Genomic DNA, 16,097 nt, shown 5'->3' with positions numbered 1-16,097 from the left:
ACTGCCATGATACTGGAGAATGATCAACAATATCGGAAAATAACATTAACTGGAGGGGAAAAATATCATGTTAATTATCATTAAATTAATAATTAATAATGCAATATTTACATGTTTTACCAATAAGTTAATGCAAATAAGCGAAAGTAAGCATTAGATAAGTAAAAACCATAGGTAAATTGGAATGAAAATATGATTAGCGTAATTGGCTATCCTTACTGCCACGTCGATTATAACCACTAAATGCAGATTGTTTTTTATCTAATTCATTTTGGCAGTTAATACAGAATTTAACGCCGGGTAATGCTAAACGGCGGGCTTCAGGAATGGCTTCACCACACTCCTCACAAAACTCGGCGCTTTCACCGGAGTGTAATTGCCGTCGCGCTTTCGTTACCGCATCATCAAGAGTGGCATCAATTTGTTCTTGAACGGCATCTTCATTTGCCCAACCATTTGCCATTATCCACCTCTATTTGATTAAATATTGACCTTATAGCAATATAAGGGCGAGAAAATTTAATTCAAGGGCAATTATTGCTCTAAAGATAATGTCATGTAAATGTGGTCTATTCCGTCTTCATCATACATTTCGCCTTCAGTTTGATACCCAAGGGTATGGTAAAAATCAATGGCCGTATGTTGTGCTGAAAGAGCAATCTTAGGGTAATGGTGGGAGCGACCATATTGTTCTACAAATTTCATTAGTTCACGTCCAAGCCCTTTGCCGCGGTGTGGCTTTTGTACTGCGACACGGCCAACTTTGATGAGATTACCTTCAAGTAGTATACAGCGTAATACAGCGGCTGGTTGCTCATTTAAATACAAAACCACATGTAATGCAGATTCATCATATTCATCGACATCGATATCAGCGGGGAACCCCTGCTCTTGAGTAAAAACTTGTTGGCGCAGGCTGAAAGCATCGGTAAGAAGTTCTGGGTTTGTGTACCCAATACTGTGTTTAATTTGCATTAGTGTTCCTAGTAGCTAACGAATAAGAAGCGTAATTATATCGTGGAATGACGAATTAGTTAGGAGGGTTTTGGTGCTTTTATGAGGGGCAAATAAGAATGTAGGCATTTAAAGCCTACATTCTTGAAGAAGGTTGAAAAAATAGTTATTTTTTATCGTTTTCTGCATCATTTTCTGTTTTGAGCGATTCCGTTTTTTCTTTCATATCGGTTGCCACTTCATCGGCTTTATTAATCGCATCTGTTTTGACTTCTTGGCTCAGCTCTGACGCGTTTTGTTTCAACTCTTCAGCTTTATTTTTTGCATCTTCTGTCAGTTCATTGGCTTTTTTTTCACCATCTTCTTTTAACTGCTGTGCTTTTTCTTCTGCTTGTTTAACAGTATCACTCGGTTTGGGAGAGTCATCACAACCAGCGATAACAGTAACAAGACCCGCGAAAAGAAGTGAAGTGATGAGTTTTATATTCATAAACATATCCTTAGCACGATGTAGGTAAAAATGTTATTGAAGCTTGATATTGGCTTGAGTGCCAATGTGTATATTTAACTATAGTTGAAATTAAGTGGATTATAAAATAAATAGCTAATTGACTGAAATATTAAAGTATTTTGTTGTGTTAGATTCGAGTTGAAGACTATTTTTGGGGAAATAATCGTTTGTTCCATGCTATAGCGCTATAAAAGGTAGATAATCAAGCTAAACTGATCGAAACTTAATATTTAAATAAATAATGAAAACAAATGTATGTTTTAGATAACAAAGGAATAGCAATATGGCGTACTATTATTCGTTGATTATTTTAAAGTTTATTATCGGTTTTGCCATTGTTATCACTCATATGAATCTATCGGGAAAAACGCAGCTTTCCCAAATGACTCCTATTGATTTCATTGGTAATTTCGTCTTAGGGGGCATTATTGGCGGGGTGATTTACAGTGATACTATCCCATTGTACCAGTATGTGACTATTTTAATTATTGGTGTTTTGTTTATTAGCTTTTTAAACTTTTTAACGAAAAGATTTAATTTTTTTCGTAATGTGGCGATTGGTAATCCCATACCCATCATTAAAAAAGGCCAATTTATAATGGAAAACATTTTAGAGAAAGCCAATAAGATAGACCTCATCAATATTTCATCTCGAATTCATGCACAAGGAATTCACTCTTTTCAAGAAATTTATTATGCGCAAATAGAGCCCGATGGGCAGTTAACTATTATTTGCGATGAAAAAAACATGCCATCTGTGATCCTGATAAAAGAAGGGGTTATTAGAAGCTATGGTTTGGAATCCATCGAAAGAGATGAAAGCTGGTTAATGCAGCAAATTGAATTACAAGGAATTGAATCAATAAGTGATATTTTCTTGGCTGAATTTTGGCGCGGTGAAGTCACGTTTATTTTGCGAGATGGTAAAATAAACCGCAAAAATGCACAGCACCTGAAAGTTATTGCTTAAATGAATAGGTCGGTGAAATACAAAAAATATTTCACCGACAGAGGCTTAATTATTTTTTCAAATCATCATAGAGCATTAATGAGGATTTATTATCTGGGTCACCAATATAACGAGGTTGAGGCTTAAATGACTCATTAAATAGGCTTTTTTCAGGTTCAAATCCAGTATAGTTTAAACCTGCTAAATCAGACCATGCATAGATAAAGTCCATATTACTGAACGGTCGAGTTGTTTTATCATTCAAATCAAATTGATGTGTCGATAACCACTCAGGTGATTGCCAAACTAGGAAAGGCACATTATAAATGACTTTACTCGGCTTACCTTCACTACGCCCTAACATTTCATGAGGCGGGGTATCATAAACATCTTCACCGTGATCCGAGAAAAACACCAAAAACCCATTTTCTTTTGAAGAATCAAAGTCTTTGATTAATGATGAAACCACATAGTCATTATAATGTTGTGCATTATCATAAGCATTGTAATCTTTTACTTCATCATTATTTAAATTAGCAGGAACTACGCTGTCCTTGTCTTTGAAAATAGCTTTATCTTCAGGATAGCGAAATTCATAGCGCATATGAGTCCCTAACAGATGAACAACGATAAATTTCTTTTCAGCAGGGTCTGCAAGTGCTTCTTTGAATGGGGAAAAAACCACGTCATCATAAATACGTGAGCTTTGAGCCATGTCATTATTCAAATAATATTGCTTGTCTGTCTGGCGAGAGAACGCAGTTAATAAGGTATTACGCTCAGTCATTGTTTGCTGGTTGGTGATCCAAAACGTTTTAAAGCCCGCTTGCTTCATCATATTCATGATAGAAGGGCGCGAATTGAACAGTTCAGGTTCAGTTTGTGTCGCGAACGTCAGAATTTGCTGTAGTGCTTCAATGGTATAAGGCCGGGATGTCACCACATCATTGAATACTGATAAATTAGCAGGATAATCTTTAGCTAGCTCATCTAATTCAGGTGTGGTTGGGCGCGAATAGCCATATAGGCTCATTCTATCGCGGCTGGTGGACTCACCAATCACTAATACAAATGTACGAGGTGTATCACCGTTAGCATCAATGAAGTTTTCTAATGGTGGAATTTTACTGTTGTCACGGATTAACTCTTCCATGTTTGCCAGCTGGTTTTTATATAAGAAGTAACCACTCACAAACTGCCACGGCGCTGCATAGGCGAGTTTACTATTGACATAAGATGCAATACTCGACATCGGGCGGTCTTGTTTTATGCCTTTATTATAGTAAGGGACACCAAACAAAATCACTAAAATTAACAATGAGATACCGACTCGCCCTGTCTTTGGTAATGTGACTGGTTTTAGGCGTGTCCACAGGAATATCGCGACGACAGTATAGGCGAGTATGACGCCTAAGACTTTGAAGCTAAAATATTGCTTAAGGAATTCACCAGCTTCATTGGTATTGGTTTCAAACATGACGAACATGACACTTTGCGATATTTGATGACCATAAACCACAAAATAGGCGAGTGCGACAACAGAGGATAGCCAAAGAACAATACCTATCACCCCAGCAACTAATTTGATTCTTTTTGGGAACAATAAAGCGGGAATTAGCCAAAGGGAGCTATAAAGTAGTGAGTCTCTAAGGCCAATGGAATTACTTTGCCCTGTTACGAGCACATACAGCTGTAATAACGATGAAAAATACCAAAAGTAGATTAGTAACCAGAACAGAGAGGTCCAGCTAAACTTTTCCGAGTGTGTAGTGTTACTCATAGGTTTTTAAACTCTTGTTTTCTATTATTGTTAAGTCGAATTGAAAAATAATTGAGAAATCGATTTTTAGATATGAAGATGTAATTTAAGTTCCCCATACTCGTCATCTTTCAAGAGGCAGGGGTGTTAACTGCACTCCGCTCGCCAAGTCACATAGTTTACCTATGCTCCTTGTCTATCGTCGCTTGTTGCCTACCTGCCTCTCGAAATATTTAGAGTATGAATCGGCATTTTTCAAGATGCAGGGGGTTAACTGCACTCCTGAACCAAATCACAGCTCGAAACTGTTTCTGTGATATTGCATTATAGACAATGTTTTATACGTTGTTACTAAAACAGTAAAATATTGAACTATTGTTTAATAATATTTCATTCAGTTGATATTATCTTTTAACCTATTTATGGTGTATAAAAATTTGACCAACATTATCAATAAAGGGTGAGAGCAACTTATGTTAGACAACTCATTTGTGGCTTTTTTGAAATCATCCTTATCAATCAGGGTGCTGCTTTCATTATTAATTATTATTGATGGCACCATGATTTTAAAGCCTGTGTTAAGTGCTTATACTGACTATATTGATTGGCGTGAGTCTGGGCTGACACAGTGGTTGAAATCACTCGGTTTTATGAAGCTGCTGGATATTCCCCGTTTTTTATTGGGAATTTCGCTTATCTTCCTGTCGCTATTTATGGTTAATGGAGCCCGTATCGCCTGGGTATTCTCATTATTTTTGCTTGGAATTATTTCATTTGTTGATTTGAGGTTAGCGCAAGAAAATATCCACCAAGGTTATTTCTCACTCTTTTTATTAATTGCATTGTGTGTGTTTTGGAAGCTATATCATCATCATAGCTTGACCAGTGCAGGGTTTGTGGCGATCACGTGTATTATCGCATTGTTGCTTTACTCCATTTTTGGCACTTTATATATTGGTAATGAATTTTCGCCGGTGGTTAAAGATGGTACTACAGCTTTTTATTTCGCTTTAGTATGCATGACGACGGTCGGGTTTGGTGACATTGTACCGGTTACAGTGGATGCGCGTGTATTCACGGTGACAGTGATTATTTTAGGGATCACAATTTTTACCACTTCAGTGGTTTATATTGTTGGGGTGTTAGCAAAAGGCACGAAAGAAATTGTGCGTAAGAGGTTTGCTTATATGAAAAATCATTATGTGGTGATTGGTAGCACACCGATGGCCGTCAATGTCTATCAAGGGCTGAAAAAACGAGAGCTACCTGTAGCTGTGATTTGCCAAGAAAACCATCGTAGCCATTACCCAGAAAAAGATAACATTGTAACGGGCGACCCCACCAGTTCGGAATTGCTAGCAGCAGCAAACGTAAAACATGCGAAGTGCGTATTGGTGATGACGGATAGCGATTCGCTCAGCACTTTTGCCCTATTGGGCGTGAAAGAACAAGCGGGTGTTGAGGGAACGGTGAAAACCGTGGTGTTAATTAACCAAGAAAGTAATATGGATAAAGTTCGCTTACTTAAACCTGATATGTTGTTTTCATTATCGACCTTAGGTTCAGAGGTTTTGATGCAAGTGCTTTGCGGTGAAGCAATATCGAGTGACTCTATTAGTGATATGCTGTTGAACAAAGTTGCAAAAAGCTAACCTCAAAATAAAAACAACAGGAATTGTGCTTCATGCTAAGTGCTCAACAAGTGAGTTGCCATCGGCAAAATAGGGTGTTATTCCATCAACTTGATTTTATTGTACAGCCCAGTGAAATCTTACAAGTTGAAGGGCCTAATGGAGCGGGAAAAACAACCCTGCTACGTATGATGGCTGGGTTATTAAAACCCGATGAAGGTGCGGTCTGTTGGAATAATCAATCGATTGATAAGCTAAAAGAAGAATTCACTCGTCATTTACTTTATTTAGGCCACAAACCTGCAGTGAAATCATTACTGACACCTTATGAAAACCTCAAGTTTTATTATCAAATGCACCATAAAGGGCATGAAGGCGAGCGTATTTGGTCTGCTTTAGAGGAAGTTTCATTAATCGGTTATGAAGATATTCCTGTTAGTCAACTTTCTGCAGGGCAACAACGGCGAGTTAATTTAGCTAGGCTATGGCTAAGCGAAGCCCCTCTGTGGATACTTGATGAGCCTTTCACCGCAATTGATGTGGCGGGGGTCGCTCGTTTAACAGAACGTTTTCATCAGCATGCAGAGCAGGGGGGGATTATCTTGTTTACCTCTCACCAAGCGATGTCAGGGCAATTTGGTTCACTAAAACTGACGGGTGGGGTTGAATCATGTTTTGGTTATTAATTAAACGGGAACTTAAAATTGCTTTCCGAGGTTTTTCTGAGCTCGTTAACCCGTTGTGGTTTTTCTTAATTGTTATCACATTATTTCCGCTTAGTATTGGTCCTGAGCCTCAATTATTAGCGCGTATTGCCGTTGGGGTATTTTGGGTCGCGGCTATTTTGTCTTCACTATTATCACTAGAGCGTTTATTTAAGGATGACTATCTTGATGGCTCTCTTGAACAACTATTACTCGCGCCACATCCTTTATTTATAACCGTATTTGCTAAAGTGATTGCCCACTGGCTAGTGACTGGGTTGCCATTGATCTTGTTATCTCCGGTTGCGGCATTAATGTTGTCTTTTAGCGCGGACACGCTATTGGTGTTGGCGGGTACCTTACTGCTGGGGACACCGGTATTAAGTTTTATTGGTGCGATTGGTGCGGCATTAACAGTTTCCTTAAAAAAGGGCGGGGTTTTAGTTAGTCTGCTCGTTTTACCGCTTTATATTCCAGTGCTTATTTATGCAACAGGTACGATGGAGGCACATAGTTTTAAAATGCCTCTCGATGGCTATTTTGCCATTCTTGCCGCGTTATTTGCTGCGAGTATTACCTTTTCTCCTCTCGCTATCGCCGCTGCATTGAAACTGAATATAAGTAATAGTTAGATATTTTTCCTTTCACAGAATATAAGGGCAAAGTAAAACTGCCCTTGAGGTTGTTGACAAAGCGGGATAAAGCGTAGTTTTTCCCGCTTTGTGTTATCAGCCGAAAATCAATAAATTGTTTTTCTCCGTTTATTTTCAAAACTTATTCGACTTGCAGCCAAACATTACATGTTTGTCAGTAGTCTAGAAGAATAAAGCAAAATTACCCTTATTTTTATCATCGATAAATTACGGCTTAAAAAGCAAAATTAATAAGAAAAACTTACTCATTTAACGGGTGGTTTATCTTAACATTTCATTTTATTCAATCAGTTAAATGATTTTTCATCATTTTATATGACCTATAGTTAAATTTTTGATGGGGAGGATCAAATAAAATCACCTAAATTTAAATTGTTACGGCTTTATACTTTTTATTACAAAAAACATTTATAAATAAAATCAGTTAAATAGCATGATGATTCAACTTGATTATAAAAAGAATAAAAAAGCACAATTGTAATTTGACTTAAAGTATGTAAAGTTCCGTATATTACTTCATTTCAAACCAATACAATTAATAATTCTAATGATTTTAAAACGTAATTTTAGCTATAGATCGATTTTACTTACCTTTTGTCTCCCTGCGGTAGCCAATTAAACGACCAGCTAAAAGCCACTGGTCATGCCAAAAGTGTGAAAAACCACAGCGCTAATATTGAAGCGGCCGGTAACCTCACACTAAAAACCGATGTACTTGAAAATAAAGATATCCATTTACAACTGACTGACGATGCTGTGGAAGTGAGTCGCGAGCACTTTGATTGGTATGATTTCGGAAATGGGCGACGCTATAAAATTCAGCCACGCAATGGAAATCAAACTCGTTATGCGATTAATGAAGATGGCACGCTCAACAAAGAAGTCGGTATTCACTATGAAAAATCTAATCGCTGGCGGATGTTTGAGTATGATAATTGGACTAAAAATTTCTATGAATATGATTACGACCGTATCATTTATGAAACCCAAGTTATCAAACGCGATGCTGCGCTGATCACCAGCGGCAAGAATTTAACGATTGATGGTCAGCAGCTGAACAATGAAAATTCGCGTGTTGTTGCGGGGCAAAACCTGATCTTAACAGGATATGATCTCAACAACGAAGAAGCACAAGGTGTTCGCCGTATCTTTGAAGATGGAAATACGATTTATCGCTATAAAGGTGGTGGTAAATGGAAAACGCGGACTAGCACGTCAAAATACCAAGGGGTTAATAGCGAAGAAGATTTAGCCTTACACCTATTAGAAGTTGCCGAGAATGCGGGTGGTATCAATAAAACACAACTCGACTCAGTCAAAGTTAATCAACTGGATGGGCAAGCCGAACGTGTTTCTGATGCTAATCAACAAGAAAACTCAGGTGCCACGGTTACTGAGCAAGCGTTAAAAGATAGCAAAAACACGGCATTAGACCTCAAGCCAGGCCAACAAATGGAAGTGGCACAATTACCTTCAATTTCAGCCAACGTGGATGTTAAAGACGACAAGTCGGTTGACTCATCATTACACGCTGATGATGCCAACATCGGTAACGGGGCCGACATTCAAGGGCAAACCGATGCTGGCAAAGGGGAAAATATTACCGCGGAGACAGGGCCTCAAGGAAAAGACAATCTCGATGCCGTGATACGAACCGTTGGACCAAATACCCAGTTACCGGATAACAGCCTGTTTAACTTAACACCGGGCAGTGACAGCCAATTTTTAGTTGAAACCGACCCGCGTTTTACTAATTACAAAAAATGGTTGTCGAGTATTGATATTGTCACTAACGAGCAACTGCATAAGCGCTTAGGGGATGGTTACTATGAACAACGCTTAGTCCGTGACCAACTGATTGAAACCACAGGGCAGCGCTTATTAGGCAACTATAATAGTGATGAAGAACAATATCGTGCGCTGCTAACTAACGGTGTTGCGTTCGGTAATCAATTTAATCTGACTCCAGGTATTGCATTATCACCAGAACAAATGGCGAATTTAACCACTGACATTGTGTGGATGGTGAATAAAGAAGTCACACTGCCCGATGGACGCGTTGAAATGGTCAGTGTTCCGCAGGTATATGTCCGAGCCCGTCAAGGGGACTTAAACGGTAATGGCGCATTGTTAGCGGGGCGTAATGTTTCTGCCAACATGACCGGTAATATCCTCAATAGTGGTGAAATCAGTAGCCGCGAACTGACGGATTTACGCGCTGAAAATATCCAAAACAGCGGGCGCATTCAGGGGAAAGATGTCCAACTTGATGCCTTAAAAGACATTAAGAATGTCGGTGGAGAAATCCGCGGTTTAGACAGAGTTTCACTGTCCGCGGGGCGCGATATTCTCAGTGAAACTGCACAGCGTGGAGATGGACAATCTCAATGGCTTGATCGCCCAGCCAGTATTTATGTCACAGGTGATAACGGTCAACTTACCTTAAAAGCGGTACAAGATATCAACTTGGTAGCCACCGATGTCGGTAATTTAGGCGTTGATGGCAAAACATCCATAATTGCGGGACGCGATATTAGTTTAGAAACTCGCGATATCAGCTCGGCATTTGATTACACGCACAATTCAAGCAATTACTATCGTGGCACTAACAGCACTGAAGTCGGCACGCAAATCCAAACTAAAGGGGATTTAACTTTATCGGCTGGGCAAGATCTTTCTGCCCGTGCAACGAATGTCACCAGCGGTGGCGAGCTGGCGATAAATGTGGGGCGTGACATCAATATTACCTCTGGTATTGAAACCAGTGACTATGCGAAACACACAAAAAGCACGGATAAAGGTTTCTTATCAAGCACCACGAAAGAAACCCATGACGAGGCGAATGAGCGCACGGCGATCAGTAGTACGTTTAGCGGCGATAGTGTGAAAGTGACAGCTGGAAACAATGTCAATATCGAAGGGAGTAACTTACTCGGCACCAACGATGTCAATATGACGGCTGGAAATCAATTAAATGTGACCACTTCTGATGAAGCGTCCCATGAAACGCATATGTCGAAAACAACCAAGTCAGGCCTAATGAGCACAGGTGGCATTGGCTTCACGGTTGGTTCAAATTCACAAAAAGTGACTACTGATACGGATAGCAACCAGAAAAAAGGCAGCGTGATTGGTAGTACGGCGGGCGATGTTACATTAACTGCCGGTGGTACAGCAAATATTCATGGTAGTGATGTAATTGCGGCGAAAGATATCAATGTAACTGGTAGTGATGTGAATATTACAGCGGCTGAAAACAGCCGTACCGATATCACTACCGTGGAAAGCAAATCTAGTGGGTTGACGGTTTCTCTCGGTGGTGCAGCGGGCAGCATGTTAGATGGTATGGCACAGACCGCAAAATCGGCTAAACAAGAAGATGATGGACAATTAGCTGCACTCAAAGGAATGAAAGCGGGTTTACAAGGTGTTCAGGCTCAGCAAGCGGGTGAGTTGGCGGGTCTGAAAGAAGGCGGTAGTGCGGCAGATGCCTTTGGCGTCAATGTGTCTTATGGCAGTAGTTCTTCAAAATCCACCACGAAAACAGAGCAACATACCGCATCAGGTAGCAGTTTAAGTGCTGGGGATAACATTACCCTCACTGCGACGGGTAAAAAAGACGGTAGCCAAGGAAACCTGACAGTACAAGGCAGCCAGCTGGATGCGGATAAAAACATCACCCTGACCGCGAAAAATGACCTCAATCTAACCAGTGCCACCAACACTCAATGCGAGTGCGCCGTATATCGCGAATGAAATTGCCAAGCAAATACCGAAAGAAAATCAGGAAGGGCGGGTTATCGCGCACGGTATTGCGAATGTTGCATTAGCGCTGGCAAAAGGTGAAAATGCAGGAGCGCAATCGCTGGGAGCTATGACGTCTGAAGCGGTGGGCATGTTGGCGGTAGAACTGTACGGTAAAAAAGTCGGCGAGCTGACAGAAGACGAAAAAGCGACAGTCAGTGCTTTTGCGAGTTTGGCAGCGGGTATTGCGGGTGGCTTGGTTGGTGGTGATACGTCAAGTGCTGCAAATGCCGCCGAGGCAGGGAAGACGACGGTTGAGAATAACTTCTTACATGCTGAAAAAATCATTAGTTTTGTCGATGCTCAAGCGAAAGCTAAGACCCCAGAAGAGAGAAAACAGTTACAACAAGATATTGATAAACTAGACAAAAAACTGCAATCGCAAGCGGAAGCTTGGGGAATATCAACCAATGATATGAAGAGCGCTTTAGATAGCTTGAAAACATTGGAAGGGTTACCTGATTGTAATGTGCAATGCCAAGAAATGGTAAAGGATTCAATATCTAAGCTCGAGCCAGCATTAGAAAACAGGATCGCTAATCATTCATCACAAACAGAGAATCTCAAAGAGCTAACAGGAATTTTAGCCACTGTGATAGTGATGAATGAAAATGGATTGATTGATGGTCGAGCCACTACATCAAGTGGTGGTAAAGGGGGGGCTAGCGGTACAGGATCTTCTAAGATTGATAATGCAGTGAAAGGTGATGGGCAAAAAGGGAAAGAAATTAACCCAATAATTAATCAACCGAATATAACAGTAATCTCACCGGAAATAGAAACTAAGATACTTGCAGGACAAAGAGTTGGAAACTCAAATAAATTAATTGGGGGACACTCGCCTTCAGTGAATAATGAAAATCCAAACTATGCGGTAGAAACAATAAAATTGAATCCAGACGGTACAAGAGTTGTAAAATTTACGACTCAATTCCCAGATGGGAACTTATCAAAAATTAAGACAAGTACACTATTTCCAGAGCATTGGTCAGATAAAAGCATTATTGATTCTGTAAATAAAATTGGTAATTCCACAGCTATTGGACAAAGAAGCTCAACAGGTGAAACATTACATCGTGGTGTAATTAATGGTGTAGAAATTGATGTGATTAAAAAAGGAAATCAAGTTACAGCTGGGTATCCTGTAGGTGGAAAACCGACTCCTGGCTTTAATCCAATTGATTGAGGCATGTACATGTATAAAGAATTTGATTTATGTATTACTGATTTTAGTAATGATAATGAACCTGGAGATTATTGGTATGATTGCGGCGTTGTTGAATCTGCTGAAATTTTAAGTAAATTCAACGAACCAGATTGGGCATGCCTATTTAACGAGTTAGCGAACAAATCTATATTTTGGAAAACTAGATTGGTCGAATGCTTGGGGGATTTAAAAAATAGTCATGAGCTAAATGTTATTTTAAAGCTCATTGATACTGATGATTATGATTTGTTTATTAGTTGTATCGACTCGTTAAGATCTATGGATATATGTAGTTTATCTGAGGATGATTTGGACAAGATTAGTGATAAAATATACCATCTTGAGTCAAATGCTTCTTTGCCAGTGAAAAGTATTTTAGATAGTTTTTCACATAAATTTAAGAGTAAATAAACCCTGCTTTACACAGGGTCCTTCTTAATACTCTCACTCCTCAGCCAGCCGGATAATCAACTGTCCGGCTTGGCGAGTGAGGGTATAGTGGCTGCCGACCTAAAATCCCTTCTCTTTCAGCCATTTACCACTTAAGGTCAGCTGTGGGCTGGGGTTGGGTTTACCTCGGTTGGGGGCGTAACCCACTGTATACTGTCTGGTTTTGACCACTTTTTCTTTAGTGTTTTAACATCCTCATCCTCAAAAATAAAGCCGAGTACAAGGTGGATAGCCAAAGTGGCGGCTTTAGTACAGGGGGCTCGCCATTTGCGGACCAGCTCACCGGTAATACGGCGGGCTCCTTGCTGACCAATGTGAACAACAAAGGTAAAGACAGCAATACGACCCACTCAGCGGTATCGGAAGGTGAAATTGTTATCCGCGATAAGGATAATCAAAAACAAGATATCAACGACTTAAGCCGTGATACAGACAATGCCCATGAGAAGCTGAATACGATTTTTGATAAAGAGAAAGAGCAAAAACGGATTGAGAAAACGCAGTTAGTGGGTGAATTAAGTAAGCAGATTACTGATATCGCGGTGACGGATGCAAGTCTTAGAAAATACTGGGACTTGCATTAATAACCTATCTCCCACCAGCCAAATAGTAAATTAGATATTTTGATGTTAAGTGATTTTGTAATAAATTTTCAGCTAAAATAGAATCTATTGGATGCTATTAAAAACAAAGGAAGAAATCTATTTTTTAATTTATTTTAAAATAATTATTTTCGGAGATTTTTATTATTGTCTATCACATGGGTTATTAAAGACTCACCTGGAAAATCAGCCATAATTATTCCAACAGTACGCTTAGTATTTAGGTCATTATAATATTTTAACTTATCTCGAGTTAGGATATTTGTTCCCTCAAACGAAATAGTACAAATGCCAGCACAAGATGTTCTTGGAAAATCTGGATAGCTGTCTTTCCATCCAGGCGTAGTTAAGCCAGTAGAAAGACGGGGGGCTGATGTTCCAGGAGATGAATGCCCGCTTGCAACAAAATAAGGAAATGAACCACCGGAGCCACTTAAATAATTAATATATATTTTATTTTTATTTCCATTGGTTGCTCGTTCTAATTGGTTCTTTATTATTTCCCATTTTGAGTATAGATCCCAATTTGTTGTTAAATGAAACTCATCCTGTGTATCCGTAAGTCCATAGTACAAACCATAATTATGAAAGGCATCACTATTGCTGAGGATCATGTATCTCCCTCTAATATCACCTAATTTTGTACTCATAGATTGCAAGTCAAAATATTTATCTTTATGTAGTTCAATATAATATTCTAATGTTTTACTTATTGCGCGGGTGTTGCTGTCGTCAGATTCTATTTCTTTTTTTAATCTAAATAGAACTGTCTCAGAAGGGTTTTTCGATAAAAAAGTGTCAATAGAATTCATAAAATCACCAAACATAACATCAAGAAAAACGTTACCATGATGTAGAGCAAACGCATTATTTGTATGTCTAATTCGGATATCAAAGACTCTAATGCCATATTCTAATTGCTGATCAAAATTGAGTGTTTGTGTTGATACGCTATCAACAAAATTTTTATATGCGGCACTATCATGAGTCCCTGGTAATGCTATCTCAGAAAGCATGACATCATCTCTGAGAGTATCCATCCATTTGGATTTTGTGGTAAATCCATCAGTTGCATTTCTGTAATAAGCAGAATCTAAATGGGCTAAAATTGAAGGGCTAAATATTAATAAGAGTAAAAGATATAGTCTATTTTTCATTATGAACACCTTTAAGTATATTAAACAACGTCGTTACTATAACGACAAGAATATTCACAAATAAAAAATTAATGCATAATAAAAAATAAAAGTAGCGTATGTATATTATATGGTTGTTTTTTTGTTAAATGAATACAGATTTTATTTTAACTACTTATTATTTTTCATACGTGTACTTTTTTATGATTAAGTTTAACTCAACCAATTGATTTTAAGGTAATATTTTAGTTATCAATAATATTGAACAACTAATGGATAAGAGGTGATATATTATCTGAAGAATCACTTCAGTATGTTAGTTCAAAAAAATGTATAAAAAGGTAGCGTATAATGCCTCATATCTTGCAGTTAAATAGTGATAATTTCTCAAGCACACTTTACCCTCTAGGGCAGGAGGAGCGTCAAACGGTAGTTGCTTATTTTTCGGCATCTTGGTGTTTGCCTTGTAAAAATATGTATCCTATTTTCACTAAAATTTCTGAGCATTTTCAACAAAATAATATTGTTTTTGGTCTTGTGGATATTGCTCAGTCACCCACTTTAGCGCCTAAATATGGTATAAAATCAGTACCGACAATTGCGATTTTTCAAGATACTCGTTTAATCGATATTATTGCTGGAGAAGTGTCATTTAATTGTGCATTAATGGTATTGAATAAAACACTTGGGAAGCGTTAATGCTCAGCGAATATATTTGAAAATAATGATAAGACATTCACAATGCTAATACTGATATTGGAAGGGTTATTGATAGGTTGCCTACTTGGTTTAACGGGAGCTGGTGGTGGAATTCTTGCTGTTCCTGCTTTAATGGCAAGCCAAAATTGGAGTGTGGCATTAGCGGCACCAGTTGGTCTTTTAGCTGTTACAATTTCTGCATTTATTGGTGTAATTCAAGGTCTTATAAAAAAGAATATTCGCTATAAAGCGGCTATTTGGATAGCATTATTGAGTATTCCTTCTGCTAAGTATGGTGTTTATCTTGCCCATATTACCCCACCAGTTTGGTTAACACTTACCTTTAGCCTCGTTATGCTTTATGTTGGATGCCGTATATTTTTCAATCGAGCAGATGTGCAGAATGATGCACATTGCCTAATTAATAAAGAAACTGGAAAGTTTATTTGGAATACTAAAACGGCTTTAATCTTGGGATGCATTGGTGTTGTTACTGGGTTACTTACTGGGCTGTTAGGTGTTGGAGGTGGTTTTATTATTGTTCCTGCATTGCGAAAATTCACTAATTTAAATATGAAGAGTATTATCGCAACATCATTAATGGTCATTTTTTGTATTGGTAGTATTAGTATTTTTATTAATGTTTGGAATGGGTTCCAGTACCCTAAAGAAATTAGTCTTGTTTTCATTGCTTCTTGTGTTATTGGTTTATTAATTGGTCGATTAATAACTCATTATATTTCCAATAAGACTACCCAAATATTATTTTCAAGTGTTGTTATCTTTGTTGCTCTATGGTTGATTTCATCAGTATTGATTGAATTAAATATTATTTAAAAATAGATTTTAAATATCAAACAATTAAGTGTTTTTTTATAATTCATGCGGCATGTGTCACTATTTTGAGTTATCAGTCATTTATTCTCCTTAATGAAAGTGAAATTGATTTATCTTCAAGCTCAAAGAGGTATAATGAATAATCGCATTTTTTCTACTCGGATAATAGCAAAATGAATTGCTAATATATTCTTCCGGGTA

Annotated in this window: 16 protein-coding genes; 10 read left to right on the top strand and 6 right to left on the bottom strand. The window is 38.3% G+C overall.

Translation table 11 applies throughout. From position 1 onward, the window contains the following. Nucleotides 1-196: 196 nt before the first annotated feature. The 3 genes from PSE60_RS11745 to PSE60_RS11735 form a co-directional block, all read right to left on the bottom strand. On the bottom strand, nt 197-463 hold the full coding sequence (locus tag PSE60_RS11745; RefSeq protein WP_272665528.1) for a DksA/TraR family C4-type zinc finger protein: 267 nt from the start codon (nt 461-463) through the stop codon (nt 197-199). A gap of 71 nt (nt 464-534) precedes the next feature. Further along, on the bottom strand, nt 535-975 hold the full coding sequence (locus tag PSE60_RS11740; protein ID WP_272665527.1) for a GNAT family N-acetyltransferase: 441 nt from the start codon (nt 973-975) through the stop codon (nt 535-537). A 145-nt stretch (nt 976-1,120) separates the two neighbouring features. Then, on the bottom strand, nt 1,121-1,444 hold the full coding sequence (locus tag PSE60_RS11735; RefSeq protein ID WP_272665526.1) for a hypothetical protein: 324 nt from the start codon (nt 1,442-1,444) through the stop codon (nt 1,121-1,123). Between the two features lie 304 nt (nt 1,445-1,748). Between PSE60_RS11735 and PSE60_RS11730 the strand changes: the two genes are divergently transcribed. Then, a complete protein-coding gene (locus PSE60_RS11730) occupies nt 1,749-2,435 on the top strand; it encodes a DUF421 domain-containing protein (RefSeq protein ID WP_210850402.1) in 687 nt (228 codons plus the stop codon). 49 nt (nt 2,436-2,484) lie between these two features. Here PSE60_RS11730 and cptA read toward each other — a convergent pair whose 3' ends face one another. After that, the gene (gene cptA, locus PSE60_RS11725; RefSeq protein ID WP_272665525.1) at nt 2,485-4,194 is read right to left on the bottom strand and encodes a phosphoethanolamine transferase CptA; all 1,710 of its coding nucleotides are present in this window, start codon (nt 4,192-4,194) and stop codon (nt 2,485-2,487) included. Between the two features lie 452 nt (nt 4,195-4,646). On the opposite strand from cptA, the gene PSE60_RS11720 reads away from it, so the two are divergent. The 6 genes from PSE60_RS11720 to PSE60_RS11695 all read left to right on the top strand — a co-directional run bounded on the left by PSE60_RS11720 (nt 4,647) and on the right by PSE60_RS11695 (nt 12,583). Continuing rightward, nucleotides 4,647-5,825 carry an ion channel gene (locus PSE60_RS11720; protein ID WP_210836916.1) on the top strand — a complete coding sequence of 393 codons (1,179 nt, stop codon included), beginning with the start codon at nt 4,647-4,649 and terminating at the stop codon, nt 5,823-5,825. 32 nt (nt 5,826-5,857) lie between these two features. Further along, nucleotides 5,858-6,490, top strand: a complete 633-nt coding sequence (gene ccmA, locus PSE60_RS11715; protein ID WP_004914240.1) for a cytochrome c biogenesis heme-transporting ATPase CcmA — start codon at nt 5,858-5,860, stop codon at nt 6,488-6,490. After that, nucleotides 6,475-7,140, top strand: coding sequence for a heme exporter protein CcmB (gene ccmB / locus PSE60_RS11710; protein ID WP_004914238.1), 666 nt, complete (start codon nt 6,475-6,477; stop codon nt 7,138-7,140). Before ccmA ends, ccmB begins: the two co-directional genes overlap by 16 nt. A 675-nt stretch (nt 7,141-7,815) precedes the next feature. Beyond that, nucleotides 7,816-10,917 carry a hemagglutinin repeat-containing protein gene (locus PSE60_RS11705; protein ID WP_272665524.1) on the top strand — a complete coding sequence of 1,034 codons (3,102 nt, stop codon included), beginning with the start codon at nt 7,816-7,818 and terminating at the stop codon, nt 10,915-10,917. Next, on the top strand, nt 10,874-12,151 hold the full coding sequence (locus tag PSE60_RS11700) for a VENN motif pre-toxin domain-containing protein (RefSeq protein ID WP_272665523.1): 1,278 nt from the start codon (nt 10,874-10,876) through the stop codon (nt 12,149-12,151). The genes PSE60_RS11705 and PSE60_RS11700 overlap by 44 nt, the downstream gene beginning before the upstream one ends. Nucleotides 12,152-12,160: 9 nt before the next feature. Then, entirely contained in the window at nt 12,161-12,583 is a 423-nt protein-coding gene (locus tag PSE60_RS11695; RefSeq protein ID WP_272665522.1) for a hypothetical protein, read from the top strand. A gap of 99 nt (nt 12,584-12,682) precedes the next feature. Here the strand turns inward: PSE60_RS11695 and PSE60_RS11690 are convergent, their stop codons facing one another. Then, nucleotides 12,683-12,793, bottom strand: a complete 111-nt coding sequence (locus PSE60_RS11690) for a SymE family type I addiction module toxin (RefSeq protein ID WP_336298613.1) — start codon at nt 12,791-12,793, stop codon at nt 12,683-12,685. A 53-nt stretch (nt 12,794-12,846) separates the two neighbouring features. On the opposite strand from PSE60_RS11690, the gene PSE60_RS11685 reads away from it, so the two are divergent. After that, nucleotides 12,847-13,206, top strand: coding sequence for a hypothetical protein (locus PSE60_RS11685; protein ID WP_272665521.1), 360 nt, complete (start codon nt 12,847-12,849; stop codon nt 13,204-13,206). A 143-nt stretch (nt 13,207-13,349) separates the two neighbouring features. Here PSE60_RS11685 and PSE60_RS11680 read toward each other — a convergent pair whose 3' ends face one another. After that, nucleotides 13,350-14,381, bottom strand: coding sequence for a phosphatidylinositol-specific phospholipase C (locus PSE60_RS11680; protein WP_272665520.1), 1,032 nt, complete (start codon nt 14,379-14,381; stop codon nt 13,350-13,352). A 330-nt stretch (nt 14,382-14,711) separates the two neighbouring features. On the opposite strand from PSE60_RS11680, the gene PSE60_RS11675 reads away from it, so the two are divergent. Together PSE60_RS11675 and PSE60_RS11670 are read left to right on the top strand one after the other, a co-directional pair. Further along, the gene (locus PSE60_RS11675) at nt 14,712-15,059 is read left to right on the top strand and encodes a thioredoxin family protein (RefSeq protein ID WP_210840186.1); all 348 of its coding nucleotides are present in this window, start codon (nt 14,712-14,714) and stop codon (nt 15,057-15,059) included. A 42-nt stretch (nt 15,060-15,101) separates the two neighbouring features. Next, entirely contained in the window at nt 15,102-15,896 is a 795-nt protein-coding gene (locus PSE60_RS11670; RefSeq protein WP_210840188.1) for a sulfite exporter TauE/SafE family protein, read from the top strand. The last annotated feature ends 201 nt before the right edge of the window (nt 15,897-16,097 follow it).

This window comes from Providencia sp. PROV174, assembly GCF_028480685.1.
Lineage (GTDB): Bacteria > Pseudomonadota > Gammaproteobacteria > Enterobacterales > Enterobacteriaceae > Providencia > Providencia rettgeri.
Note: the sequence above shows the minus strand (reverse complement) of the source record. Positions and strands in the feature narration are given on the sequence as shown.